General features: G+C 66.7%; 23 protein-coding genes and 1 pseudogene. 12 read left to right on the top strand and 12 right to left on the bottom strand.

The window, feature by feature from the left end:
* Window positions 1-308 precede the first annotated feature (308 nt).
* From FVP77_RS02245 to FVP77_RS02230, 4 genes are all read right to left on the bottom strand, one after another.
* A complete protein-coding gene (locus FVP77_RS02245) occupies window positions 309-764 on the bottom strand; it encodes an HNH endonuclease (protein WP_246134046.1) in 456 nt (151 codons plus the stop codon).
* A gap of 50 nt (window positions 765-814) precedes the next feature.
* The gene (locus FVP77_RS16990; protein ID WP_246133940.1) at window positions 815-1378 is read right to left on the bottom strand and encodes an HNH endonuclease; all 564 of its coding nucleotides are present in this window, start codon (window positions 1376-1378) and stop codon (window positions 815-817) included.
* A gap of 341 nt (window positions 1379-1719) precedes the next feature.
* Complete coding sequence (locus FVP77_RS02235) at window positions 1720-2631, bottom strand: M23 family metallopeptidase (RefSeq protein WP_187266782.1); 912 nt, start codon at window positions 2629-2631, stop codon at window positions 1720-1722.
* 231 nt (window positions 2632-2862) lie between these two features.
* The gene (locus FVP77_RS02230; RefSeq protein WP_147893052.1) at window positions 2863-3561 is read right to left on the bottom strand and encodes an iron-dependent transcriptional repressor DtxR; all 699 of its coding nucleotides are present in this window, start codon (window positions 3559-3561) and stop codon (window positions 2863-2865) included.
* 105 nt (window positions 3562-3666) lie between these two features.
* Between FVP77_RS02230 and serC the strand changes: the two genes are divergently transcribed.
* A complete protein-coding gene (serC, locus tag FVP77_RS02225) occupies window positions 3667-4779 on the top strand; it encodes a phosphoserine transaminase (RefSeq protein WP_147893051.1) in 1113 nt (370 codons plus the stop codon).
* A 232-nt stretch (window positions 4780-5011) separates the two neighbouring features.
* Here serC and FVP77_RS17215 read toward each other — a convergent pair whose 3' ends face one another.
* The 3 genes and pseudogenes from FVP77_RS17215 to FVP77_RS16985 form a co-directional block, all read right to left on the bottom strand.
* Window positions 5012-5365: a PASTA domain-containing protein gene (locus FVP77_RS17215; RefSeq protein WP_425463120.1), complete on the bottom strand. Its 354-nt coding sequence runs from the start codon at window positions 5363-5365 to the stop codon at window positions 5012-5014.
* Between the two features lie 402 nt (window positions 5366-5767).
* Window positions 5768-6310 carry a hypothetical protein gene (locus tag FVP77_RS02220; protein ID WP_246134073.1) on the bottom strand — a complete coding sequence of 181 codons (543 nt, stop codon included), beginning with the start codon at window positions 6308-6310 and terminating at the stop codon, window positions 5768-5770.
* A gap of 43 nt (window positions 6311-6353) precedes the next feature.
* Window positions 6354-6536 (bottom strand): annotated as a pseudogene (locus FVP77_RS16985) (helix-turn-helix transcriptional regulator); the annotation flags it as partial.
* Window positions 6537-6766: 230 nt separating this feature from the next.
* Here FVP77_RS16985 and FVP77_RS02215 point away from each other — a divergent pair.
* Window positions 6767-7186 carry a cytidine deaminase family protein gene (locus FVP77_RS02215; RefSeq protein WP_147893049.1) on the top strand — a complete coding sequence of 140 codons (420 nt, stop codon included), beginning with the start codon at window positions 6767-6769 and terminating at the stop codon, window positions 7184-7186.
* Between the two features lie 55 nt (window positions 7187-7241).
* Here FVP77_RS02215 and FVP77_RS02210 read toward each other — a convergent pair whose 3' ends face one another.
* Window positions 7242-8135 carry a helix-turn-helix domain-containing protein gene (locus FVP77_RS02210; protein WP_147893048.1) on the bottom strand — a complete coding sequence of 298 codons (894 nt, stop codon included), beginning with the start codon at window positions 8133-8135 and terminating at the stop codon, window positions 7242-7244.
* 273 nt (window positions 8136-8408) lie between these two features.
* Between FVP77_RS02210 and FVP77_RS02205 the strand changes: the two genes are divergently transcribed.
* Together FVP77_RS02205 and FVP77_RS02200 are read left to right on the top strand one after the other, a co-directional pair.
* The gene (locus FVP77_RS02205; protein WP_147893047.1) at window positions 8409-8999 is read left to right on the top strand and encodes a recombinase family protein; all 591 of its coding nucleotides are present in this window, start codon (window positions 8409-8411) and stop codon (window positions 8997-8999) included.
* 99 nt (window positions 9000-9098) lie between these two features.
* Window positions 9099-10280 (top strand): hypothetical protein, encoded by a 1182-nt coding sequence (locus tag FVP77_RS02200; RefSeq protein ID WP_147893046.1) that lies wholly within the window; start codon window positions 9099-9101, stop codon window positions 10278-10280.
* 573 nt (window positions 10281-10853) lie between these two features.
* Here the strand turns inward: FVP77_RS02200 and FVP77_RS02195 are convergent.
* Window positions 10854-11678 carry a leucine-rich repeat domain-containing protein gene (locus FVP77_RS02195; RefSeq protein WP_147893045.1) on the bottom strand — a complete coding sequence of 275 codons (825 nt, stop codon included), beginning with the start codon at window positions 11676-11678 and terminating at the stop codon, window positions 10854-10856.
* A 425-nt stretch (window positions 11679-12103) separates the two neighbouring features.
* Here FVP77_RS02195 and FVP77_RS02190 point away from each other — a divergent pair, with 425 nt between their 5' ends.
* Together FVP77_RS02190 and FVP77_RS16690 are read left to right on the top strand one after the other, a co-directional pair.
* Complete coding sequence (locus tag FVP77_RS02190) at window positions 12104-13033, top strand: GAF domain-containing protein (protein WP_147893044.1); 930 nt, start codon at window positions 12104-12106, stop codon at window positions 13031-13033.
* A gap of 37 nt (window positions 13034-13070) precedes the next feature.
* A complete protein-coding gene (locus tag FVP77_RS16690; protein ID WP_187266781.1) occupies window positions 13071-13229 on the top strand; it encodes a hypothetical protein in 159 nt (52 codons plus the stop codon).
* A gap of 317 nt (window positions 13230-13546) precedes the next feature.
* Here the strand turns inward: FVP77_RS16690 and FVP77_RS02185 are convergent, their stop codons facing one another.
* Together FVP77_RS02185 and FVP77_RS02180 are read right to left on the bottom strand one after the other, a co-directional pair.
* Window positions 13547-14128, bottom strand: coding sequence for a DUF3027 domain-containing protein (locus tag FVP77_RS02185; protein WP_147893043.1), 582 nt, complete (start codon window positions 14126-14128; stop codon window positions 13547-13549).
* A complete protein-coding gene (locus tag FVP77_RS02180; RefSeq protein WP_116647579.1) occupies window positions 14112-14495 on the bottom strand; it encodes a cold-shock protein in 384 nt (127 codons plus the stop codon). The genes FVP77_RS02185 and FVP77_RS02180 overlap by 17 nt, the downstream gene beginning before the upstream one ends.
* A 114-nt stretch (window positions 14496-14609) precedes the next feature.
* Here FVP77_RS02180 and FVP77_RS02175 point away from each other — a divergent pair, with 114 nt between their 5' ends.
* The 6 genes from FVP77_RS02175 (at window position 14610) to FVP77_RS02150 (ending at window position 21337) form a co-directional block, all read left to right on the top strand.
* Window positions 14610-14876 (top strand): multidrug ABC transporter ATPase, encoded by a 267-nt coding sequence (locus tag FVP77_RS02175; RefSeq protein ID WP_147893042.1) that lies wholly within the window; start codon window positions 14610-14612, stop codon window positions 14874-14876.
* A gap of 2 nt (window positions 14877-14878) precedes the next feature.
* A complete protein-coding gene (locus FVP77_RS02170) occupies window positions 14879-16600 on the top strand; it encodes a helicase-associated domain-containing protein (RefSeq protein ID WP_147893041.1) in 1722 nt (573 codons plus the stop codon).
* 51 nt (window positions 16601-16651) lie between these two features.
* Window positions 16652-18301: a DNA repair helicase XPB gene (locus FVP77_RS02165; protein WP_116647582.1), complete on the top strand. Its 1650-nt coding sequence runs from the start codon at window positions 16652-16654 to the stop codon at window positions 18299-18301.
* 55 nt (window positions 18302-18356) lie between these two features.
* A complete protein-coding gene (locus FVP77_RS02160; protein WP_116647583.1) occupies window positions 18357-19049 on the top strand; it encodes a response regulator transcription factor in 693 nt (230 codons plus the stop codon).
* 157 nt (window positions 19050-19206) lie between these two features.
* Window positions 19207-20832 (top strand): sensor histidine kinase, encoded by a 1626-nt coding sequence (locus tag FVP77_RS02155; protein WP_147894400.1) that lies wholly within the window; start codon window positions 19207-19209, stop codon window positions 20830-20832.
* Between the two features lie 217 nt (window positions 20833-21049).
* Complete coding sequence (locus FVP77_RS02150; protein ID WP_147893040.1) at window positions 21050-21337, top strand: WXG100 family type VII secretion target; 288 nt, start codon at window positions 21050-21052, stop codon at window positions 21335-21337.
* A gap of 63 nt (window positions 21338-21400) precedes the next feature.
* Here FVP77_RS02150 and groL read toward each other — a convergent pair whose 3' ends face one another.
* Window positions 21401-23020: a chaperonin GroEL gene (groL, locus tag FVP77_RS02145; protein WP_116647586.1), complete on the bottom strand. Its 1620-nt coding sequence runs from the start codon at window positions 23018-23020 to the stop codon at window positions 21401-21403.
* Window positions 23021-23119: the final 99 nt, after the last annotated feature.

Below are 23119 nucleotides of genomic sequence, written 5' to 3'. Positions count from 1 at the left end.
ACATTTCGTGCGAGACGCCACTCAACACTCAACTCACGCGCGGCCTTCGCCCCCGCGCGTCCCCCAGCAGAAAGTGCAGCGCCCGATATCGGATCCGTCATGTCAGCCCCCGTCGTGCAACCCGGTGTAATAGTAGCGGTGCCCGACGACACGACAACCTGTCGTAGGCGCGTTATCTCAACAAGGTTCACCCAAAGTCCAGGGCCCAATAGGCGAAATTTGCACATTCCACCAACGAGGACATGAAATAGTGACCGAGTGTGGCCGCCCATACAACGCGATCCGCTCCACCGCGCGAAGAAAATGCATTACGCCGCCTTGAGGCTCAACCACTCGCTCCACGCCGGCTCAATACGTCTTGCAGTCAATTTTGAAATGTAGAAAGTTCGGTAATCGGGCTCGTGTGGACTGAATCGTAACCGCCAGCCAAGTTCGGCGAGCAAACTGTCCCCCTTTTTGTTATTACATTTCTGACAGCACGCCGCCAAATTTAACCACGAAGAATCTCCCCCGCGACTCCGCGGGATTATGTGGTCAATTGTCCGACCGTCACGTCCACAGTAAATGCAGGTATGATTGTCACGCTGCAGCACCCCATTTCGGGTGAGTGGCGCGGAGCGCCGGTAAGGAAGCCGAATATAACGTTCCAGCCTGATGACAGTCGGATAATCTATGGATTCGCTCGCAGACCTGACTACTTCGCCGGGCCGGCAGGCAAGAGCTTGCGCCTTTCCCTGTAGTAATAGCGCTATCGCGCGGGACATAGCCACGGTGCATATTGGTTCGTATGTGGCGTTGAGAAGGAGAACCCGGTTCATCGGACCGCCTCCGGAAACACCGACCCTGCCAGTTGATCGCGCGGTCGGGTGCGCCTCACGAGATGGGTGGAGTACGTACTGGCCTCGGACGCCGCCGAGCTGCCGAAGATGGGTTCTGACCTCAGCCGCGGAGACCTAAACGTGTGCGCCCGCGAAGTCACATCCGCGTCTCTACAGGGCTCGGCCCGCCGTGAGGAAGGGACTGGTTCAGAAAACAGGCAGCAGGCCACGAGGTTCTCCCACGTGTCCTTGCCGCCGCGCGACCGCGGCATCACGTGGTCGATCGTCGAGGCGGCCTTGCCGCAGTAGGCGCAGCGATGCGCGTCGCGACGCAGCACTCCTCGCCGCGTGACCGGCACCCGACGCGCGCCCGGCACCCGCACGTAGCGCGAGAGCACGATCACGGCCGGACGATCCCAATGACCGGTGCTCCCCCACACCGGTTCGCCTTCGACGTGTTCGACCACGGTGGCCTTATCGCTCATGACGAGAACCAGGGCTCGTTTGAACGACACCACCGCGAGCGGCTCGTAGCCCGCGTTGAGTACCAGAGTGCGCATGTCGGCATCCTCTCGAACGGTCCGGGACGGCTTCCCGGGTTATTCGACCTGCGACGCGTCGATCTGCGGAGGGTATGAAAAAAGCGCTGTCTTACAGACAGCGCCAGGCGGCCGCGGTTTCACCGCAGCATCCGATCACACGATGCCGAAGGACGAGCAGACCGAGCGCATCCATGGTTCGGATACGTGGTGTCGCGCCCATCGGCTTCCTCCGCTTCTCTCTACGTCGAGGAAAGGGTAACCCACCGCGACACGCCCGAGGGTCGCCGAAAGGGGAAACAAAAAGCGGCGTGTCGGAGAACGAATGCTCCGACACGCCGCTTCAACGCTGTTGCGGGGGCTCAGCCGGCGTTCTGCTCGAGCCAGGCCCACGGGTCGACGACCGCGTTGTTGATGTGCACCTCGAAGTGGAGGTGGCACGCGGTGGAGCTGCCCGTGCTGCCGACGACGCCGATCAGCTGGCCGGCCTCGACCGTCTGGCCCGACTGCACCTGGCGGCTGCCGTAGGTCATGTGGCCGTAGAGGGTGCTCACGCGCTGACCGTTGATCACGTGGTCGATGGTGACGGCGACGCCGTAGCCGCCGAAGCTCTCCTGCGAGACGCGCACGACGCCGGCCGCTGCGGCGAAGAGCGGGGTGCCGCACGAGGCGAGCAGGTCGACGCCCTGGTGGTAACCCGAGTCGCCGAGGCCGCGGCCCTTCGTGAAGCCCTGGATCGGCCAGCGGACCTCGCCCGAACCGGGGGCGGTCATCGACAGGTCGATCGGGCTGGAGAACGTCGACGACGAGGACGACGTCGACGTGGTGCGCGCGGCGGCGGCGACCTGACGTGCACGCTCGGCAGCGGCTTCTGCGGCCTTCTTCTTGTCGATCTCTTCCGACGTGGTCGCGGAGTAGCTGCTGCGGTCGAGCTGCGCGACGGTGGCGTCCGACGCGACGACGAGCGACTGCGCGTCGCCGGCGGCGGCCTGCTGCAGAGTCATCGTCTCGGCCTCGGGGCGGAACGCGGCGTAGGCGGGGAGGGCGACGGTGGCGATCAGACCGACGACCATCGTGAAGATGACGGCGCTGCGCACCGGACGCGAGCCCGAGCGGGGGCGAGCGGATGCGGCGACCGGAGCGGATGCTGCGACGGTGCGCGCGACGGGTCGCGCTGCGCGTGAACGAGGGGTGCGTCGATCACGGTTCCTGCGAGTGAGATCGGTCGCGGTCTGCTCGGGTGCAGATGCGTCCGAATCGGTTGGTTCAGCCAAGCTTTTCCTCCGGCGCCTCTGCGTGGATCGCTGACTCGTCGACACTCGGTGTGGGGCACGATGTGCGGGCTTCACCCTCTGCGGACGACGAGCCGATGAGGCAATCTGCGAGGGGTCCGTTGGCGGGCTTCTCGCCTGTGGACTCCGGCCACGCTACCCGAAGGTAACGAATAAGTCACGCTGAGCCGGAGGGACCAGTGGATAACTCCGTACCCCGGAGCCCAGGGAGGATCAGCGGGCGTCGACGAGGAAGATGTGCGAGGCGACCTCGACGGGCAGTTCGAGCCCCTCGTCGCTGCCGTCCATCTCGACGAGGACGTACCCCTCGTTGAAGCGGTAGCTGCCCGTCGCGCCGGGCATCACGCCGGCATCCTTGAGCTGCTGGAGAAGTTCGGGATCGACCTGTGCGGGCTCCGCGAGACGCCGCACGGTACCGGTGATCGGAGCACCCTCGTCGGTCAGTTTCCGCACGAGACCGACGACGCCCTGCTCGAAGGTGTTGGCGGGGTTGTCGCCGAGCTGATCGAGTCCGGGGATGGGGTTTCCGTACGGCGACTCGGTCGGGTGCCCGAGAAGCTCGACGAGGCGCCGCTCGACCTGCTCGCTCATCACGTGCTCCCACCGGCACGCCTCTTCATGCACGTAGGCCCAGTCGAGTCCGATCACGTCGCTGAGCAGGCGCTCGGCGAGGCGGTGCTTGCGCATGACGTCGACGGCCTTCTGCCGCCCGGCGTCGGTCAGTTCGAGGCGACGGTCTTCGGAGACGACGACGAGTCCGTCGCGCTCCATACGTCCGACGGTCTGCGAGACCGTCGGACCGGAGTGACCGAGTCGCTCCGAGATGCGCGCGCGCAGCGGAACGATGTTCTCCTCCTCGAGCTCGAGGATCGTGCGGAGATACATCTCGGTGGTGTCGATGAGATCTGTCATGGGGTCCTCAGGCGTGCGAAGGGAGTCGCTCCAGCCTATCCGCTGCCCCGCGCCCCCGGCCGGGGGCGGCGAACCGGCCGCGCGGGCGGACCCTAGAATCGACGCATGTCGCACGTGGAACTGCCGAAGGACCTCCTGCCCACCGACGGTCGATTCGGCTGCGGGCCGTCGAAGATCCGCGGGGCCCAGCTCGAAGCCCTCGTCACCCGCGGTGCGGGGATCCTCGGAACGTCGCACCGACAGGCCCCCGTGAAGAACCTCGTCGGCAGCGTGCGCGCGCAGCTGGCGGAGCTCTTCCGCCTGCCCGACGGCTACGAGATCATCGTCGGCAACGGCGGATCGACCGCGTTCTGGGACGCCGCCGCCTTCGGCCTGATCGAGAACCGCGGCCAGAACCTCGTGTTCGGTGAGTTCGGCGGCAAGTTCGCCGCCGCAGCCGCCGCGCCGTGGCTGCAGGCGCCCGACGTGCGCAAGGCCGAGCCCGGGTCGAGCATCGCCGCCGAGCCCGTCGACGGCGTCGACGTCTACGCCTGGCCGCACAACGAGACATCGACGGGCGTCGCGACCGCCATCACCCGCGTCGAGGCCGATCCGGGCGCCCTGACCGTCATCGATGCGACGAGCGCGGCGGGCGGCATCGACTTCGACGTCACCCAGGCAGACGTCTACTACTTCGCCCCGCAGAAGAACCTCGGCTCCGACGGCGGTCTCTGGTTCGCCGCGGTCTCACCGGCGGCCATCGAGCGGATCGAGCGGATCGCCGCATCCGACCGTTACATCCCCGAGTTCCTCAGCCTCAAGAACGCCCTCGACAACTCCCGACTGCAGCAGACGCTCAACACCCCCGCCGTCACCACGCTGCTGCTGCTCGACGAGCAGCTCTCGTGGATCGTCGGCAACGGCGGCCTGGCGTGGGCGGATGCGCGCACGCGCGAGTCGTCGGGCGCGCTGTACGCGTGGGCCGAGGCCTCGAGCATCGCCACCCCGTTCGTCGCCGACCCGGCCGACCGCTCCCCCGTCGTCGTCACGATCGACTTCGACGCGAACGTCAATGCCGCGGCGGTCGCCCAAAGCCTGCGCGCGAACGGCATCGTCGACACCGAGCCCTACCGCAAGCTCGGGCGCAACCAGCTGCGCGTCGCCACCTTCGTCTCGATCGAGCCCGACGACGTGCGCCAGCTCATCCGTTCCATCGACTACACGATCGAACGCCTCTGACCGACGCCAGAACGAGAATCGGCGCGGCGCACGGGACTCCGTGCGCCGCGCCGATTCTCATTCGCGGTCCTGATTCTGAAGGACGGATGGGTAGGACAATCCGCCTGTCGCGAAAGGCATTGTCGATCTCCGGGCACGGTCGAAGCGAGTCGCGCAGTTCAACGCGCAGCATGGCGAAGAGGCCGGCCGGCAGAAGTAGCCCTCCTCCTGGGCGGGGCATTCAGGGATCGCTCTATGAATGACCGTCCGAGTCGGACAGGTCTAGGGACCGCAGTTCGTCGGGCCTTGCGTGTGCGGGCGCCGCGTGAGGGTCGTTCGGGTCAATCCGCTCGGATGGCTGCTGAGTGTCACCGTGTTCGGTGATTTCGACAACCACGGAGGAGTGCCGCGTTACGACCGCGCCCGCCTTCGGTCGCTGAGACGTGATGTAGAAGAGCCCGGGCCAAGCGAGCGCTCCCACCGGAGGTCCGTCCGGGTCCGGATTGGCCAGCGTCACTCCGCGTTCGGCGGCGAGATCGCGCCCGACGTGGAAAGGGAGGCCGACGACATTCGGTACCGTCACAAGATTCCCGACCTGGTCCGGCATGATGACGACGGTACGGGCACGTCACACCCGACACCAGTAGGGAGCCCAAGCCACGGTCCCTTACGAAGCGACCGCAATCCTCGCGAAAACCCCGCCCTGGCCCGGCTTGAACGGGCTGCCTCCCTCACCAACGGCGGCCGAGCCGCCGGGGTAAGCAAGGCTCGACTAGGGCAGGACTGAGGGTAATCGTATTGCCGCGCGCGATCGTGGCGGATGTCCGCTGCGCGATCGTTTAGCGGACAGTCGGAACCATTGCCTAGGTGGCGCGGTCGTTGAGCGACGGATCGTCAGGGCCTGAACTGTTTCGTAAGCCAACGCCGCCAGCGTCCGATTCGCAGCCGTGAGCGTCTTCCGTTTATGACAGGAGCTCGGTACAGGCGTCTGTGGCATCAGCGCCCAGGGTTACCGCTCGGCTGAGGCTAGTTTCGCCGCGACGTAACGGGACCAGGCCGTCAGCAGAACCATGAACAACCCTGCGGCGACGACGAGGAGGAGGAAGGCTGTTCCTCCTGCTATCCATAGCCCCTGCGATGGGGTCGGCTCCAGCAACGCTGCGACCATGAGAGGCAGTGGCGAGAGCACCCACAGCGCTACGGCGACGGCGAGCGATGTGGTCCGTTGACGTTGATGGGTCGCATCGAGGTCTTTTGCCCACTGCAGTGCTGCGAAGTCGGACTGCAAGCGCTTCCGGCGGATCGGGACGAACGGCGAGAGACCGTTGGTTGCTCGAACCAGCTGGAGCGCGCCGACCGCCGCGATCAAGAAGAAACTGCCAAGGCCGATGGCTATCGCGGCTTCGACGCTGACTGAAAGGACGCCCTGATCGGCCGCCGCGATCAGGAGCACCACCGGGATGGGCGACACGACAAAAAGGGCTACCGCTGAACCAATATTGCGCCAGGCAGTCCGCGCTGCTTCCGCAGAATGTCCGAGCCTCAGTCTCATCCAGCGCGGATACCGCCTTCCCATAGTCGTTCTCGGGGACGGTCACGAAGAGATCCCGCACAGCCACGCCCAGCGCTTTGCCCAACCGGGAGAGCGTGTCGAGGCTGACGTCGTTTCCCGCCTCGAGCCGCTGTACCGTGCGAACAGTCACCCCGCTGGCCTCTGCAAGGCGTTCCTGAGTCCAGCCCCGCTGGGTTCGAAGTTCAATGATTCGTGTCTCGCTCATGTCCTCCACAGTAAGAAAGACAGCAGACCCGGACCACGAATGGAACCCGACAGACAGCCGACACCTGCCCGACAGGACCCAGCATGAGCGCAATCCGCCCTAGGAAGCGGTCTGCACAGACCTCGGCCCCCGCGTCGGGGGCGCACATGTGTCCGTAGACGATCGAGCAACGCCTCATCGCTGACGGTCACTCTCGGACGGTAGATAGTAGCTCTGTCTATTCTTGAGCGATGAGCGAACATGACGATCTCATCGAGGTCGCTCGAGCCAGGATCAACCCGCACCGCCTGGGCGACCGTCTTTTTGGGGATGTCGCTGCTGCACTCGAGACGACCACCGGCGCAATTCATACTGGTGTCTGCATCGACACCGGGTCCGGGACCGGCTTCTGCGCCGACCACGCCGCAATCGCCTCGATGGTTACCAGCGGTGAGTACGCGATCGCTCGCATTGTCGCCGTGTGGCAGGTCGATCAGGAGGGTGTGACGGTGCTCGCTCCTTGCGGTCGTTGCCGAGAGTTCATCAGGCAGGTCGATGACTCCAATATCGGGACCACGATCGTTCTCGGTCACGGCAGGACCGCACCACTTCGCGACCTGCAGCCTGAATGGGACTGGCCCGAGCCGGAAGTACCCGCCTCGTCTCAATGACGACCCGTCGCGAACGGGCTACGCCCGAATAAGAATCCCACAACGAACGCCTTACCTACGGTGCGGCGGCTTCGTCCGCAGCGATCCTTTCGACTACCTCCATGCAGCGCAGGCGGGCCGGGGAGAAGTCGTAGGGCATTCTTCCCAGCGCTTCAAAGGCGCTCATCCGTCTGCGCTTGGGGTGAGAGCCGAGACCTGAGCTGTCGGTAGTCGTGGCGTGAAGGTTCTCCCAAAGGTCAAAGAGTGCGTCGTCTTCTTCCCCCTGGCCGGAGCTGGCAATTACTTCTTGCAATGCCCGTTCGAATGCATGTCGCTCGGCCGCCACGCGCTCCACGCGGGGGTCATCGACGGAGACCGTGTCGTCGAGAGATTCCTCGGCCGCGTCGATCCGGTCGGACTCTTCTCGCAGGGCCGGGTGGGCGGCGAGGGCGAGGTAGCGTCCAGCATGGATGGCGGCACCGAGAGGGCCCAAGATCCGCTCCGTGATTACGAGATTGTCCATATGTGCCTGGCTGAGAGAGCCCTCGGGCAGATTCTCTAAGCGCTGCGCGACGAAGTCGTTCAGCAGACCGATCGTGCTGCCCCGGGTGCGCATGCGCTGCACCGCCGCGCGCTTCCGCTGCAGCTCTGTTTCCTGGGCGGCAAGGTCCGCGTCCAGCTGTTCCAAGACATCGACGATGTCACGGTCGCTGGTAGCGCCGGCCGGGGCTGGGGCGGCGAATACGCGGCGGATGTCGTTGAGGGCAATCCCTGCGTCGGCCATCTTGCGGATCCAGAAAAGGCGGACCACCACCTCGTAGCTGTAAAGTCGGCGGCCGTTGCTGGTCCGCTCCGGCTCGGGGAGTAAGCCAATCTGTTCGTAGTGGCGAATCGCTCGCGGCGTCGTGTCCGCGAACCATGCTGCGTCTCCGATCATGACCTGTCGCGGCGGGATGAAAGACGGGTACATGCGGGGGCCCTCCTTTGCGAGTGAAACGGTGAGTCCACAAGATCACATGACGCTACGGAAGGAGCAACTCCTCATGGGTTCCGGACCCAACGCAACCCCCTTCGCGGCTCGCGTCGGTGCGCTGCGCGTTTTGCGTAACGACCATGGAAGTCGCGTTTTCGCCGCTCGCTGAAGATGCCCGCGAGCGGCCCCTCAGCCGCACTGACCCGAGTGTCCGATAGGGAATCCTGTTGGGCTCTTGTGCGCCGGCGTCGTCGGGCGCACCGTCCGAACATGAATGAATTACTCATTGGATACGCACGCGTCTCCACCTACGAACAAGACCTAACAGCGCAGCGGGTCGCTCTCGAACGGCTCGGCGTCGCCCCAACCAACATCCACACCGACCATGGACTCACCGGCACAAATCGAGCTCGACCGGGCCTTCGCGAAGCCCTAGCCGCGTGCCGCGACGGCGACACTCTCGTGGTGGCCAAACTCGACCGGCTCGCCCGGTCACTCCGCGATGCGAGCGACATCATCGATGAGCTCACCGCCAAGAACGTGAAACTGAGCATCGGTGGGTCGGTCCACGACCCGCTCGACCCAGTCGGGCGTCTCTTGTTCAACGTCCTCGCCATGGTTGCTGAGTTCGAATCCGATCTCATCCGCGCCCGCACGCGCGAGGGAATGCAGATCGCCAAGGCCAAGGGGCACCTTCGCGGCAAACAACCCAAATTATCCGTCCCGCAGCAACGGCACCTGATGGAAGTCCACCGCGCTGGCACCCACTCCACCGCCGAGCTGGCCGAGCTCTTCAGCGTCGCGCGGTCGACCGTGTACCGAACAGTGCAGCGACAGGAGGCTATCGAAGCTCGACGATGAGGGTGGCGCCACGGCTGCCCCGAAAGGATCCTCTACCGATCGACCATGAGTCGAACGTCTGCGCAATGGGGCGAGTAGCGGCAACGTAGTCACGGTCGTGTGACCAATTCGCCCGAGGACGACTCTTCCAATACCCTGCGATTCATGGCGAGAGCGGCGGCGAGCGGCAGCTGGCTCCCTGACCACCAGGCACACGTTCTTTACACGGTGGCGTATGTGGACTCGACCATCGGGGAGCTCGGTAGCGTGCTCCACGACTACCTCGCCAAAGACCCACTCAAGCTGATCCCGAGGTTCACCCCAACGCACGAGGACGTGGTCCTTGCGGGCATCGACCCGCTACCCCAGTCGGTTCCACGCCTGTTCGCGGACGCGCTCAATCAGTCGCGCAACATGCTGGAGCACGCGCTGTTCGCCGAGGTGGCGCATCGCGCCGGCCGTTCCCTCACCGAGAAGGAGTCGAAGGCCCTCGAGATTCCTGCAGCGAAGTCGCCCGACGCCTTTCAGCAGTGGTGCAAGCACCCGAACAGACGCTCGCTGGCACTGTTCGGGTACGGCGCGGAGCTTACCAATCGCCTCGACCGCATCCAGCCCTACCAGCGCACCGACAACGCGAACCACCCGCTACGCCTGCTGGTCGAATTCACGAATCACGCCAAGCACCGCGAGCCGGCCGTCGCCTTCACGCGCGTTGGTCGCGTCGATGTAGGCACGCCGAGCCAGGCACCTAGATCTGCCGAACATCAGGAGGTCGTGAAGATCGGGGAAGTGCTTGCGTCGGCTCCGCGCGGGAGCAGGGTTGAGGTGTCGATCTGGCCACAGGTCATGGTGCAGCGGCCACACACCGGCGAGTGGCGCACACTGATGCACGAAGTGCGACACATCGAGGACTGGGTTCGACGCATGGCGCTTCCCATCCTCATCGAAGGGCGCACCGACCTCCCCGTCGTCCCGCCACACTTGAACATTCGACAGGGATACGCCGACGTCGCAGAGGCATGGGCCGCTGCAGGAACGGTTGCGGCCGCCGACAGGAACATCTACCGCATGACGGCCGAGGGCCTGCGTCGGAGCATCGCGGACATGCTCGTGGACGAGACGGGTGAAGGCGTGCGGGCCACCGCAGAAGAATGGCTGCGCGGTCAGAGCGACGAAGAGGTAACCGCACTGTCCGAACCGGTCGGACGCGCGGCAGCCCGCCGGGACCTCGAAACTGTCGGGCGCCTTACCGACGAATGGCGAGTGGCACTCGGGTTACGCCCGCGGCGGGACGACAGCTGAGCAGCGTCTCGGGCGCTGCTCAGCCAGGACTCCCCATACGGGGAGCCCGAAAGCCGATCGATCAGCGGGCGTTGGGTGAAACGTAAGTCGCCGTCGACTCATACTGTTCGGATGGATCTCCCCGTCGAAGTTTTCCCGCTATCGCATGACCGGTGGATAGCGGTCATAGATGCGCCCCGTGGTCCTTTCTCGACGGAAGCTCGGACTCCCAGCGCAGTGGCGGAAGAAGTCGCGCGGTCCATCATCAGCGTCCTTGGTGAAGGCCACTTATGGCACTTTGTTGATGAACGAGGCACCGCCTGGGACTCGACCTCCGCAGAGAGGCAGCTACGCCGCATCCGCGAGTCGTCGAATGGTCTGGCCCCGGAGCAGAGGTAGAGGATCACCCGCCAGGCGGTAGTGGTGAGGCTCCCCCAGAGATAGAGACGCACGCCAGGGTACATGGGCCTAGTGGATCGGTTTCGGTGCGGGATAGCGGGCTATCTCCCTCTGGGGTCCGTCAGGCCCCGTCGGATCACTCACACCCGCCAGTAGTGCCGCAACGCCTCTATACAGAATCGTTGGCCACCCCCGTCAGGTGCGGTTGGCGTCGGGAGGCAGAAATTCCATTCGACCGGCGACGTTCGTCCCCAGCCATCCGATCAATTTCTCGCCCTCATAGAGCGGGATAGTGTGGTCGGCGCGCCGGCGTCGATGAGCTTGCATGCCTGGCAGCGCCCACTCCAGGTCAGCTATTGATGGAGTCATTCCTTTCGATGGCGAGACGTGTACCTCTGTCGCTTCCGTCAAGGAGAGAAGCGCGGAGTAGTCACCGGGGGCCACTCTCGGGTCCCAATAGAGGGTGCGCAGATTAGGAAGATCGCGAACGAAGTCGATGGACTCTGCATCGGCTCGTGAGCCGGTGATGCCTCTGTCGACGCTAAGGTAGCGCAGCCCAGTCAGCTGACCGAGCGGCGTGTAGTCGCGCAGTTTTCGAGCATTCTCGACAGAGAGGTGCGTAAGTCCCCTCAGCTGAGCCACCGGGTTCAGGTCAGTGATCGCGCTCGCACCGCCCAGAGTCAACTCCCGAAGCCGGGTCAACGCGAGGAAGTGCGAAAGCTCGGTGTACGGCCCCCAATGCAGGGTCAGGGTTTCTAACTGCGTTTGCGTAGAAATGCCTTCAAGGATCTCGTCGGTGACGCGGCACCAGAGAGTCAGGTGCTTGATAGGGGAGGGCTGACGGAAAAACTCCAGCCACTCTGCGAGGATCCGACGACGCTCGGAGCGTGACAGGTCTCGTGACCCGATAGTCGACGGCCAAGGCTCAGCCACGATAGCCTCCTGCCCGGCGTAGTCGGCAACACGATCAATTTGGGCGTCGCGCTCCATTGAGGAGTCACGCATCTGAACGGTGTCCACGCGAGCAATCTAGCTTTAGGGGGCGTCGGTGGACGTCCCGGGTTTACCTATGAGCGTCGCCGAAGCCGAACCTGCGAGAAGGCGGCGCTTCAGCGGTTCGGGCCCCTAACGACATTTGCGCCGGCAGGGGCCCGTTGACCGATCCCTCTCTGCGGCCCGCGTCGGTGTTGTGCTCAGTCCAAGAGCGAGGCGACAAGGGCAGCAATGAAAAGCGCCGTGCCAACGGCGCCGATCACGACCACTGCCGATCGTGTGCGCCCGGAAGGCTCACCGCGTCCTCGCGGGCGACGGAGTCCCCTCCCGTTCAGGCACCTCACGGTTTTACCGAGAAGTTAGTCTCATGTCAGTAATGCGTCACGGTGTCGCTCATCACACGCTGTCTGCAGCGGCGCTTGAAGATCCTCCCCCGCCAGTACGATGCAGCAATGGTAGAGGAGAAGAAGAAGAGCCCAGGCGATGCCTTCTGGGTGATCTTCGGGACCGCCATACCTATCCTCGGCGCCGCCGGTTTCGCCCAATTCCTCGCCGTCGGCCGCGCTGTCCCGCCCGTAGAAATGCTGGACGACGCTCCGCCCCCGCCGTTCTGGGCGACGGAGGCCTTCGGATGGTTCGCGGCGGCCGCAGTCTGCGCGGTGTTAGCGGTCCTTTTCGCTGTCATCGCGAAGGTTAGAGAGTCCCGGAAAAAGGGTGCCCTGGAGCGCACGAACGAGGAACTCCGGACGGAGCTCGAGGCCGCGAACTCGGAGGTCGACGGTGCCGCCGATGCGCGGCAGGAGGCCGTGGCGACTGCAAGACGGGAGCAGCTCATCAAGCTCCGAGATGTGTTTATGCGCTTCGCATCCACCACGGCCGACATGGCGCTGCAGCCGCTCGAAGAGCGGCACGGTTACCTCAAGATGGTCGCGAACGTGGCTGCTGAGGCTCTGGCCGGGATGGTCGGCGGGCGGGTGCACCGACCGCGGGCCGTGGTGTACCTCCTCTACTCCGACCCGACCCGTATGGAGTCGATCGGCCACGGTGGCCGCGGGGAGAGACCGCGACCCTTCGAGGCGGATACGCCCCGCGGCGACGCCGCGTTGGACTTCCTCGACGCCAAGACAACGGCTTCCTACCCAAACCTCGACAAGGTAAAGCCGGCTGGTTACGAAGGGACAGGGTCTGGCTACAAGACGTTTATCTCCGTGCCGATCTGGACCGCAAACGGCGTCTACGGAATGGTCTCCCTCGATGCGCCGAAGGCGAACTCGTTCGATGACGGCGACGTCGCACTCACCGAGCTGACGGCCGAGCTCATGTCAATCCCGTTCGAGGTCGGCCAGGACCAGGACACCCCGGAGCCCGTTGACGCAGAATGAACGGCGCCGTGAGGGTGGAGAGTCGTACACTGTGGCTATGGCAGCAAAGTCGGGAAGCTGGCAGGTCGTCAAGACCTCCGGCGGATATGGCGTACTACGCAGCGTGAACGGCTCGAAGGTCACGAAGTCGACCGTCGTGAAGCCGTCCTCGACGACGGGGAAGAAAGTCTCGGGCGCGACTAAATTCGGTCGCTAACCAGCGGCACCGAATCGCGGTAGTGCCGTAGCGCCCCGATAGAGGATCGTTGTGCGCACTCGGTTGTATAAGGCGATCGGAGGAGCTGCCAGCTGCTGGCATCGACCGGGAGGCAGCTACCGCGCCGTGACTCGCGTATAGCACGCCCGCTGATCAGCCCGCTCAAGGGGCCGCGCGCGGACACCGACTTCCGGAACCGAAAACGCCCTCGTGACAGTTGCGGCGCACGGGAAGGTGAAAGCCGTCCAAACCCCCGCTCGAAACAAGCACGGAGGTAGACGGCGATCAACCCCCCAGTGCTGGGCCCGGGCTGGAGCTCAGCGCTCGTCGGACGCGGGCTCCGACCGGTCGAAGTACTCCTCGTCCTCGTCCTCGTCGGAGTCCTCCCCGTCGGAGTCGTCGTCCTCCGCCGTCGCGTCGTCGAGCTCGTCGATCTCGACACCGTCGATGTCGCCGCCGTGGGTGCGGCTCACGCCCTCGTCGTCGTCGTCATCATCGTCTTCTTCGTCGTCTTCGAACTCGTCGTCGGACTCGTCTTCATCATCGTCGTCGGACTCGGATGCTTCGGCGAGCGCCGTCTGCGCGGCCTGGTAGTCGGCGAGACGCTCGGCCCACGGCACCCAGTCGGGCGCGAGGAGCGCGCCGTCGCCGGGGAGCAGCTCGACCTCGAGCACCGTGGGGGCTTCGCCCTCGACACGGGCGAGCGAGACCGTCCAGAACCACCCCGGGTATCCGGGGAGGGTCGTGGCGAAGCGCAGGGAGACGACGCCTCCGTCTTCGAGCGTGTATCCGGCCGGGGCGCCGATCGAGGAGACGGGCGTCACCTCGCCGAGGGCCGCGATCGCGAGATCGTGCGCCGCCAGCAGCTCGGCGTCGACCGGCTCAGGCTTCGAAGTCATCGGCTACCTTGCGCAGGACCGCGGCGATCTTCTTGGAGTGCGACCCGCTCGGGTAGCGGCCGCGGCGAAGGTCGCCGCCGATGCCGTCGAGCAGCTTCACGAGGTCTTCGACGATGATCGCCATGTCGTCGGCGGGCTTGCGCGCGCGCTTCGCGAGGCTGGGGGGCGTGTCCAGCACGCGCACGGAGAGGGCCTGGAGGCCCCGCTTGCCGTCGGCGACGCCGAACTCGAGCCGCGCGCCGGCCTTGAGGGCAGGGGTGCCTTCGGGCAGCGCCGTGGCGTGGAGGAAGACGTCCTGGCCGTCATCGGTGGTGATGAAGCCGAACCCCTTCTCCTCGTCGTAGAACCTGACTTTGCCGGTGGGCATGGGCACAACCTCGCTGGGAGAACGGGAGTCCGTGCGTGCACGGACTCTGGAGTCGGGGCAGGCGAGCCCCTCCTCAAGCCTACGACACGCCCGGCAGGCGCTAGGCTGAGCGGGATGAGTCCCACAGCCCGCGACGACATGCCGGTCCGCCGCATCGACCGCATCCTCGCGTTCATGTCCGTCGGACTGCTGGTGCTTTCCGTGGGCTGCTTCTTCGCGGTGCTCATATCGCGCCCCGCCGGCGTCACCGACTACTCGGCGGGCATCTGGCCCACGGTCATCCTGCTTCCGAGCTTCGGGCTCCCCCTCGCCTTCGTGCTGATCATCGTTGTGCTGGTGATGAGCTTCGTCAGAAGGGCTCGGGCCAACAAGGGTCGCTGAGCATGCCTCCCGCATCCGATCAGCGCGCGCTCGCGTCCACTCTGTCCGAGCGCGACGACGCGGAGCTGGCGAAGCTGCTCTCCGTGCGCGGCGTCTCGCCGACGGCGACGTGGCGTGACCTCTACGACGCCGCCGAGGCGTTCCTCGAGCCCGCGGCCATCAGCCGCGCACTGGACGCGCTCCCGGCTGCGGCAGCCCATGCCCTCGCCGACGCCGTGACGACCCAGACCCCGGTCGCTGCCCCCGCGCGCGCCGACCTCGCCGCCCGGGCTCTCGCGACGATCGACGGCGACGTGTTCCAGGCCGTGGGCGACGTCGTGCGCGAGCGCCTCCCCCTGATAGAGCCCACCGACGCGGCGCGGCCCGATTCGACCTCCGATGACGACGCAGCCGCAGCCGAGCGGGCGTTCACCTCCGCCGCCTCCCTCGCCGACCTTCTGCTGCTGTGCCTCGAGGCCCCCCTGGGGCGCATCGGGTCGGGCACCCTGGGCGCGGTCGATCGGCGCCGGCTCGTGGAAGCCGGGGCCATCGCCCACGCCGAAGACGCCGACCCCCTGGTCGAGGTCGCAGACGCGGGCGGTCTCATCGTCGGGCGGGAGCGCACCTGGCTGGTGACGCGCTCCGGACGGGAATGGCTGCACGCGACGACGGCTGCTCGATGGGAGACGCTGGCGCTCAACCTGCGCGACGCTCTGCCCGAGGCTCTCCGCTCGGCGACAGGCGGCTGGATCCCCGCCGTCGACTGGCCCTCCGCCTACCCGTTCCAGCGGTCGTGGCCCGCGGTGGCCGAGCAGTGGCGCCGGCGCTGGGTCGCCTGGGGCTTGTTCACCCCCGCCGGAGCCGAACCGAGCTGGGTCGCCCCGCTCGCCCGTGGCGAAGGCGTCGACGCCGACGTCTGGGCACGGATGCTGCCGACCGAGGTCGACCGGCTGTACCTGCAGAACGACCTCACCGCCATCGCACCGGGGCCGTTGGCCCCCGAGCTCGACGTGCGCCTGCGCACGATGGCCAACCGCGAGTCGCGCGCGCAGGCGACCACCTACCGCTTCACCGCGACGACGATCGGCGCCGCGATCACGGCCGGCGAGACCGCGGAGTCCCTCCGCGACTTCCTCGAAACGGTGTCGCTGACGGGGCTCCCGCAGCCTCTCGCGTACGTCATCGAGAGCACCGCCGCCCGTCACGGCCTCATCCGCGTCGAGCGCGACGAAGCATCCGTCCTCACGCGCGTCGTCAGCGACGACCCTGCGACGATCGCCACGATCGCCGTCGACCAGGCGCTGCGCTCGCTCGGCCTCGTCCGCGAGGGCGACGACCTGATCTCGCGCGTGCCCGCCGACAGCGTCTACTGGGCCCTCGCCGACGCCCGGTACCCCGTGATCGCGGTCGACGGCGCAGGTTCGACGCGCACGCTCGACCGCTCGCGGATCGCCGACGACCCCTCCCCGGCGCCCGCGACCGACAAGTACGCGGCACTCCTGCTTCGACTGCGCTCGGGCGGCTCCGACGGCGACGCCGCGTGGCTCGAGCGCGAACTCGACCAGGCGGTGCGCGCCCGCTCCGTCGTCGACGTCGTGGTGAGCCTCCCGGACGCCAGCACACGCACCTTCCGCCTCGAGGCGACCGGTCTCGGCGGCGGTCGCCTGCGCGGACGAGACCGCGGTGCCGACGTCGAGCGCACGCTGCCCCTGCGCAGCATCGTGAGCGTCCACCCGGTCGCGTGAACGGGCGACCGAACGCCCCGACGATCCACCCGCACGGTAGAATCGGTCCTTATGGCTGACGGCCCCCTCATCGTCCAGAGCGACCGCACGGTGCTTCTCGAAGTGGCGCACCCCGACGCTGAGAGCGCCCGGCACGAACTGGCGGTCTTCGCCGAGCTTGAGCGCGCGCCCGAGCACATCCACACCTACCGGATCACCCGCCTCGGGCTGTGGAACGCCCGCGCTGCCGGGCACACCGCCGAAGACATGCTCGACACCCTCAGCCGCTGGACGCGCTTCCCCGTGCCCGCGTCGGTGACGATCGACATCAGCGAGACCGTGAACCGCTACGGCCGCCTCGTCATCGAGCGGGACGCCGAAGGCGCCCTCGTGCTCAGGTCGACGGATGCTGCGGTGCTGGCCGAGGTCGCCCGCAACAAGCGCATCCAGCCGCTGCTCATCGGCCGCCCGTCGCCCGACTCCTTCGCGGTCGACGCGTGGGCGCGCGGCCACATCAAGCAGGAGCTGCTGAAGATCGGCTGGCCCGCCGAAGACCTCGCGGGGTACACCCCCGGAACCCCTCACGAGATCGACCTCGCCGAAGACGGGTGGACGCTCCGCCCCTACCAGCGGCAGGCCGTCGACACCTTCACCGAAGGCGGATCGGGCGTCGTCGTGCTCCCCTGCGGCGCGGGCAAGACCCTCGTCGGAGCGGCCGCCATGGCCGACACGAAGACCACCACGCTGATCCTGGTCACCAACACCGTCAGCGCCCGGCAGTGGCGCGACGAGCTGCTACGTCGCACGTCGCTCACCCCGGAGGAGATCGGGGAGTACTCCGGTCAGGCGAAGGAGATCAAGCCGGTCACCATCGCGACCTACCAGATCCTCACCGCCAAGCGCGGCGGTCAGTACGCCCACCTCGCGCTCCTCGACGCCCTCGACTGGGGCCTCGTGGTCTACGACGAGGTGCACCTGCTCCCCGCGCCGGTGTTCAAGCTCACCGCCGACCTGCAGGCGCGGCGCCGGCTGGGACTCACCGCCACGCTCGTCCGCGAGGACGGACGGGAGGGCGACGTCTTCAGCCTCATCGGCCCCAAGCGGTTCGACGCGCCGTGGAAGGAGATCGAGGCCCAGGGCTTCATCTCCCCCGCCGCCTGCTACGAGGTGCGGGTCGACCTGCCCGACGGTGACCGCATGGAGTACGCCGCGGCCGCCGACGAAGACCGCTACCGGATCGCCGCCACCGCACCCGCGAAGATCGACGTCGTCCGAGGACTCGTGGAGCGCCACTCCGGCGAGCGCATCCTCGTGATCGGTCAGTACCTCGACCAGATCGACCTGCTCTCCGAGTCGCTCGGAGCCCCGAAGATCACCGGCGCGACTCCGATCCCCGAGCGCGAAGAGCTCTTCCAGGCCTTCCGCGTCGGCGAGATCTCGGTGCTGGTGGTCTCGAAGGTCGCGAACTTCTCGATCGACCTGCCCGAAGCATCCGTCGCCATCCAGGTGTCGGGATCCTTCGGCTCCCGCCAGGAGGAGGCCCAGCGCCTCGGACGCCTGCTCCGCCCCAAGAAATCGGGCAACACCGCGAGCTTCTACACCCTGATCGCCCGCGACACGGTCGACCAGGACTTCGCGCAGAACCGTCAGCGCTTCCTCGCCGAGCAGGGCTACGCGTACACGATCCTCGACGCCGACGGCATCCTCGCGCCCGCCGCGTAGCCGCCGATCCGCGCGATATCAGCCCATCCATCATCGACTTCGCGATAATGAGGCCATGAACGCACCGCGCATCCTCGTCGTGGACGACGAACCCAACATCCGCGACCTGCTCATCACGAGTCTGCGTTTCGCCGGATTCCAGGTCCGAGCCGTGGCCAACGGCGCACAGACCATCTCGGCCGTGCTCGAGGAGGAACCCGACCTCATCGTGCTCGACGTGATGCTGCCCGATATGAACGGGTTCAGCGTCACCAAGCGCCTCCGCGGCGCGGGGTACACGGCCCCCATCCTCTTCCTCACCGCGAAGGACGAGACCGAGGACAAGATCACGGGGCTCAACTCCGGCGGCGACGACTACGTCACCAAGCCCTTCAGCCTCGACGAGATCGTCGCCCGCATCCAGGCGATCCTCCGCCGCACGATGCAGGCCGACGAGGAGTCGGTCATCCGCGCGGGCGAGCTGACGATGGACCAGGACACCCACGACGTCACCATCGGCGACGTCTCGATCGACCTGAGTCCGACCGAGTTCAAGCTGCTGCGCTACCTCATGCTCAACCCGAACCGGGTGCTGTCGAAGGCGCAGATCCTCGACCACGTCTGGGAGTACGACTTCAACGGCGACGCAGGCATCGTCGAGAGCTACATCTCCTACCTGCGGCGCAAGATCGATCCGCACTCCTCCGAGCCGCTCATCCAGACCAAGCGCGGCTTCGGGTACATGCTCAAGGCGGGCAAGACCGTCTGATCCACCGCAGACCCGTCAGGCACGATCGGGGGTCATCCTGAGCGACACACACGACGCCGTCACCAGCTGGTGGCGCGGCGTCAGCCTGCGCGCGAAGGTCACCGGTGTCACGGTGGCCCTGCTGGCGATCGGGCTGTTCGCCGCCGGCGTCGGCACGATGGCGTTCCTGCGGAACACGCTGGTCGAGAGCGTCTCGACGTCCGTGCAACAGCTGGCGGCGACCGACCTCACCACCGCTCTGATGAACATCGAGGACTACGGCGGAGTCCTGTCGTTCACCGTCGACGAGACCGCCGCACCGACGGAGTACTTCGTCGCCATCTACGACCCGGCCGGCCAGTTCGTCATGGCCACGGGCGGCAACGGCGAGACGCCCCCCGTGTTCCCGCAGACCTTCTCGCTCGACACGACCATCACGAAGGGTCGTGCACCTTTCTATCTGTACGTGAACGGCTCCAGCGAGGCGTTTCTCGCGAGTGTCGATGTCGTCCAGCCGCTCGGGGTCAATACGTACACGCAGCTGGTCGCCCAGTCGCTCGCTCCGACCGAGCGTGTCGTCGGCACGTTCGTGGGCATCTACAGCGTGCTCGCGCTGCTCATCCTCGTCGCGAGCGCCATCGCGACGCGCTACCTCGTCACGCTGACCTTCCGCGGACTCGGGCAGGTGGAGACCACCGCGATGGCTATCGCCGCCGGCGACTTCAGCCAGCGCATGGCCGACGTCGTGCCGGGCACGGAGGTCGGTCGTCTGAAGGCCGCGATCAATACGATGCTCGGGCGCGTGGACGCTTCCCTTCGTCAACGCGACGCGACCGTTCGCCAGATGCGGCGTTTCATCGGCGACGCGAGCCACGAGCTGCGGACGCCGCTGGTCACGGTGCGCGGCTACGCCGAGCTCTACCGCATGGGCGCCATCCGCAGCGAAGAAGACGTGGCGCAGTCGATGGAGCGCATCGAGAAGGAGGCGATCCGCATGGGGGTGCTCGTCGAAGACCTCTTGGCGCTCGCCCGCCTCGACGAACGACGAGACGTCGAGATCGTTCCGATCGACCTGCGTCCGCTGGCCCGTGACGCCGCGCTCGACCTGCGCGCCGCGTCACCGCAGCGCGTCGTCACCGTCGACGACACGACGGAGATCGCCCCCGCCCCGGCCCTCGAGCCGCCGCCCGCACCCGCAGAACCCGCAGAACCGGCCGGGCCGAAGCCGGTCGGCGACGGCCGGCGACGCACGATCCCGGCGACCTCCGCCATCGCGATCGCGGGCGCGACCTTCTCGCGCCTGCGCCGCCGCCCGCGCACCGACGACGCGCAGGCGGACGTCGTGGAGGAGCCGGAGTCCGAGGTCGTGGAGCCCATCGTGCTCGGGGAGGAGAACCGCATCCGTCAGGTCATCGCGAACCTTCTCGGCAATGCACGACGGTTCACGGCCGACGACTCGCCCATCGGGCTCCGCGTCGGAGCCGACCGCGAGGCCGGCATGGGCTGGATCGAGATCATCGACCACGGGGAGGGCGTGCCCGAGCAGATCCGCGACCAGATCTTCCAGCGCTTCTGGCGGGCCGACACCTCGCGCACCCGCGAGACGGGGGGTGCGGGGCTGGGTCTGTCGATCGTGGCGTCGATCGTCGACGCGCTGAACGGCACCGTCTCGGTCACCGACACCCCGGGCGGCGGGGCGACCTTCCGCGTCTCGCTGCCGCTCGTCGACACCACCCCCGAGGCCCCCGACGAGGGCCTCGACACGCAGCCGCTGCCCCGGCAAGACTCGCCGTCCTCTCGCTGACGCTCTCGCGCACGCAGCGAACGGAGGAGATGTCACCGCCGGCGGATACTGGCCGAGCGAGCGATCCTCCGCTCATGAGATCTCCTCCCGCGGTCGCGTGTCGTCGGTCCCTCCCCAGGCGCCGCTCGCCGGCGGCTGTGCACGACGGTGGCATCCACCCACGGGCGGCGCTCCCCGGCGGCCTAGCGTGGCGGCATCCGATCGAAAGGAAGCCCCCTTGGCCAGATTCTCCGTCGACAGCGACGAGGTCCTCACCGCCACCTCGCTCGTCCAGGGCACGGTCGGCCGACTCGAGTCCGAGTCGACCGCGCTGATGTCGCAGCTCACCCGACTGCAGGGATCGTGGACCGGCTCGGCCGCGATCGCGTTCCAGGGGGTCGTCGAACGCTGGCGGGCGACGCAGCGCCAGGTCGAAGAGAGCCTTGCCGACATCAACGGCGCCCTCGCCGTGGCCGGGCGTCAGTACGCCGACGTCGAGCAGGCGAGCACGAGCCTGTTCCGCTGACCGCAACGAAAGAACGGCCCCTCCGAAGTGGAGGGGCCGTTCTTTTCGACTATCGAGCGTGGATCAGAAGTCCATGCCGCCGGTCGGGTCGCCGGCCGGAGCCGCCGCCTTCTCGGGCTTGTCGGCGACGACGGCCTCGGTCGTGAGGAACAGGCCCGCGATGGATGCTGCGTTCTGCAGCGCCGAGCGCGTGACCTTGGCCGGGTCGATGATGCCCTGCTCGAAGAGGTCTCCGTACTCGCCGGTCGCGGCGTTGAGGCCGTGTCCGACGGGGAGCTCCGCGACCTTGTTCGCGACGACGCCGGGCTCGAGACCGGCGTTCAGCGCGATCTGCTTGAGCGGAGCCTCGATCGCGACACGCACGATGTTCGCACCGGTCGCCTCGTCGCCCGTGAGCGAGAGGGTCGCCAGCGCGACCTTGCCGGCCTGGATGAGGGCGACGCCACCACCGGCGACGATGCCCTCTTCGACGGCGGCCTTCGCGTTGCGAACGGCGTCTTCGATGCGGTGCTTGCGCTCCTTGAGCTCGACCTCGGTCGCCGCACCCGCCTTGATGACGGCGACGCCGCCGGCGAGCTTGGCGAGGCGCTCCTGGAGCTTCTCGCGGTCGTAGTCGCTGTCGGTGTTCTCGATCTCGCGGCGGATCTGGGTCACGCGACCCTCGATCTGAGCCGAGTCGCCCGCACCCTCGACGATGGTCGTCTCGTCCTTGGTGATGATGACCTTGCGCGCACGGCCGAGCAGGTCGGTCGTGGCGTTCTCGAGCTTGAGGCCGACCTCTTCGGTGATGACCTGGCCGCCGGTGAGGATCGCGATGTCCTGCAGCTGCGCCTTGCGACGGTCGCCGAAGCCGGGAGCCTTGACGGCGACCGACTTGAAGATGCCGCGGATCTTGTTGAGCACCAGAGTCGCGAGAGCTTCGCCCTCGACGTCCTCGGCGATGATGAGGAGCTCCTTGCCCTCCTGGATCACCTTGTCGACGATCGGGAGGAGATCCTTGATGTTCGAGATCTTCTGGTTCGCGATCAGGATGTAGGGGTCTTCGAAGACCGCTTCCTGGCGCTCGGGGTCGGTGACGAAGTAGGGGTTGATGTACCCCTTGTCGAAGCGCATGCCCTCGGTGAGCTCGAGCTCGGTGCCGAAGGTGTTCGACTCCTCGACGGTGACGACGCCTTCCTTGCCGACCTTGTCGATGGCCTCGGCGATGAGCTCGCCGATGGCGGGGTCAGCGGCCGAGATCGATGCGGTCGCGGCGATCTGAGCCTTGCCGTCGACCTCCTTCGCGCTGGCGAGGAGCTCATCGGTGATGGCCTTGACGGCCTTCTCGATGCCCTTCTTGAGCGAGATGGGGTCGGCGCCGGCTGCGACGTTGCGCAGGCCTTCGCGGACGAGTGCCTGAGCGAGCACCGTGGCCGTCGTCGTGCCGTCACCGGCGACGTCGTCGGTCTTCTTGGCGACCTCCTTGACGAGCTCGGCGCCGATCTTCTCGAACGGGTCGTCGAGTTCGATCTCCTTGGCGATCGAGACGCCGTCGTTCGTGATGGTGGGAGCGCCCCACTTCTTCTCGAGCACGACGTTGCGGCCACGGGGGCCCAGCGTCACCTTGACGGCGTCGGCGAGAATGTTGAGGCCGCGCTCGAGACCGCGACGGGCCTCCTCATCGAAAGCGATGATTTTTGCCATGTTTTGTCGTCCCTCCCGGACGTTGGGTAGACAGAGTCTTTAGCACTCAACGAAGTCGAGTGCTAATCCCATCTTGGCACTCTCCCCTAGGGAGTGCAA

It is taken from the genome of Microbacterium hatanonis (assembly GCF_008017415.1).
Classification (GTDB): Bacteria; Actinomycetota; Actinomycetes; order Actinomycetales; family Microbacteriaceae; genus Microbacterium; species Microbacterium hatanonis.
The sequence above is the reverse complement of the archived record's forward strand: the minus strand, read 5'-3'. Positions and strand labels throughout refer to the sequence as shown.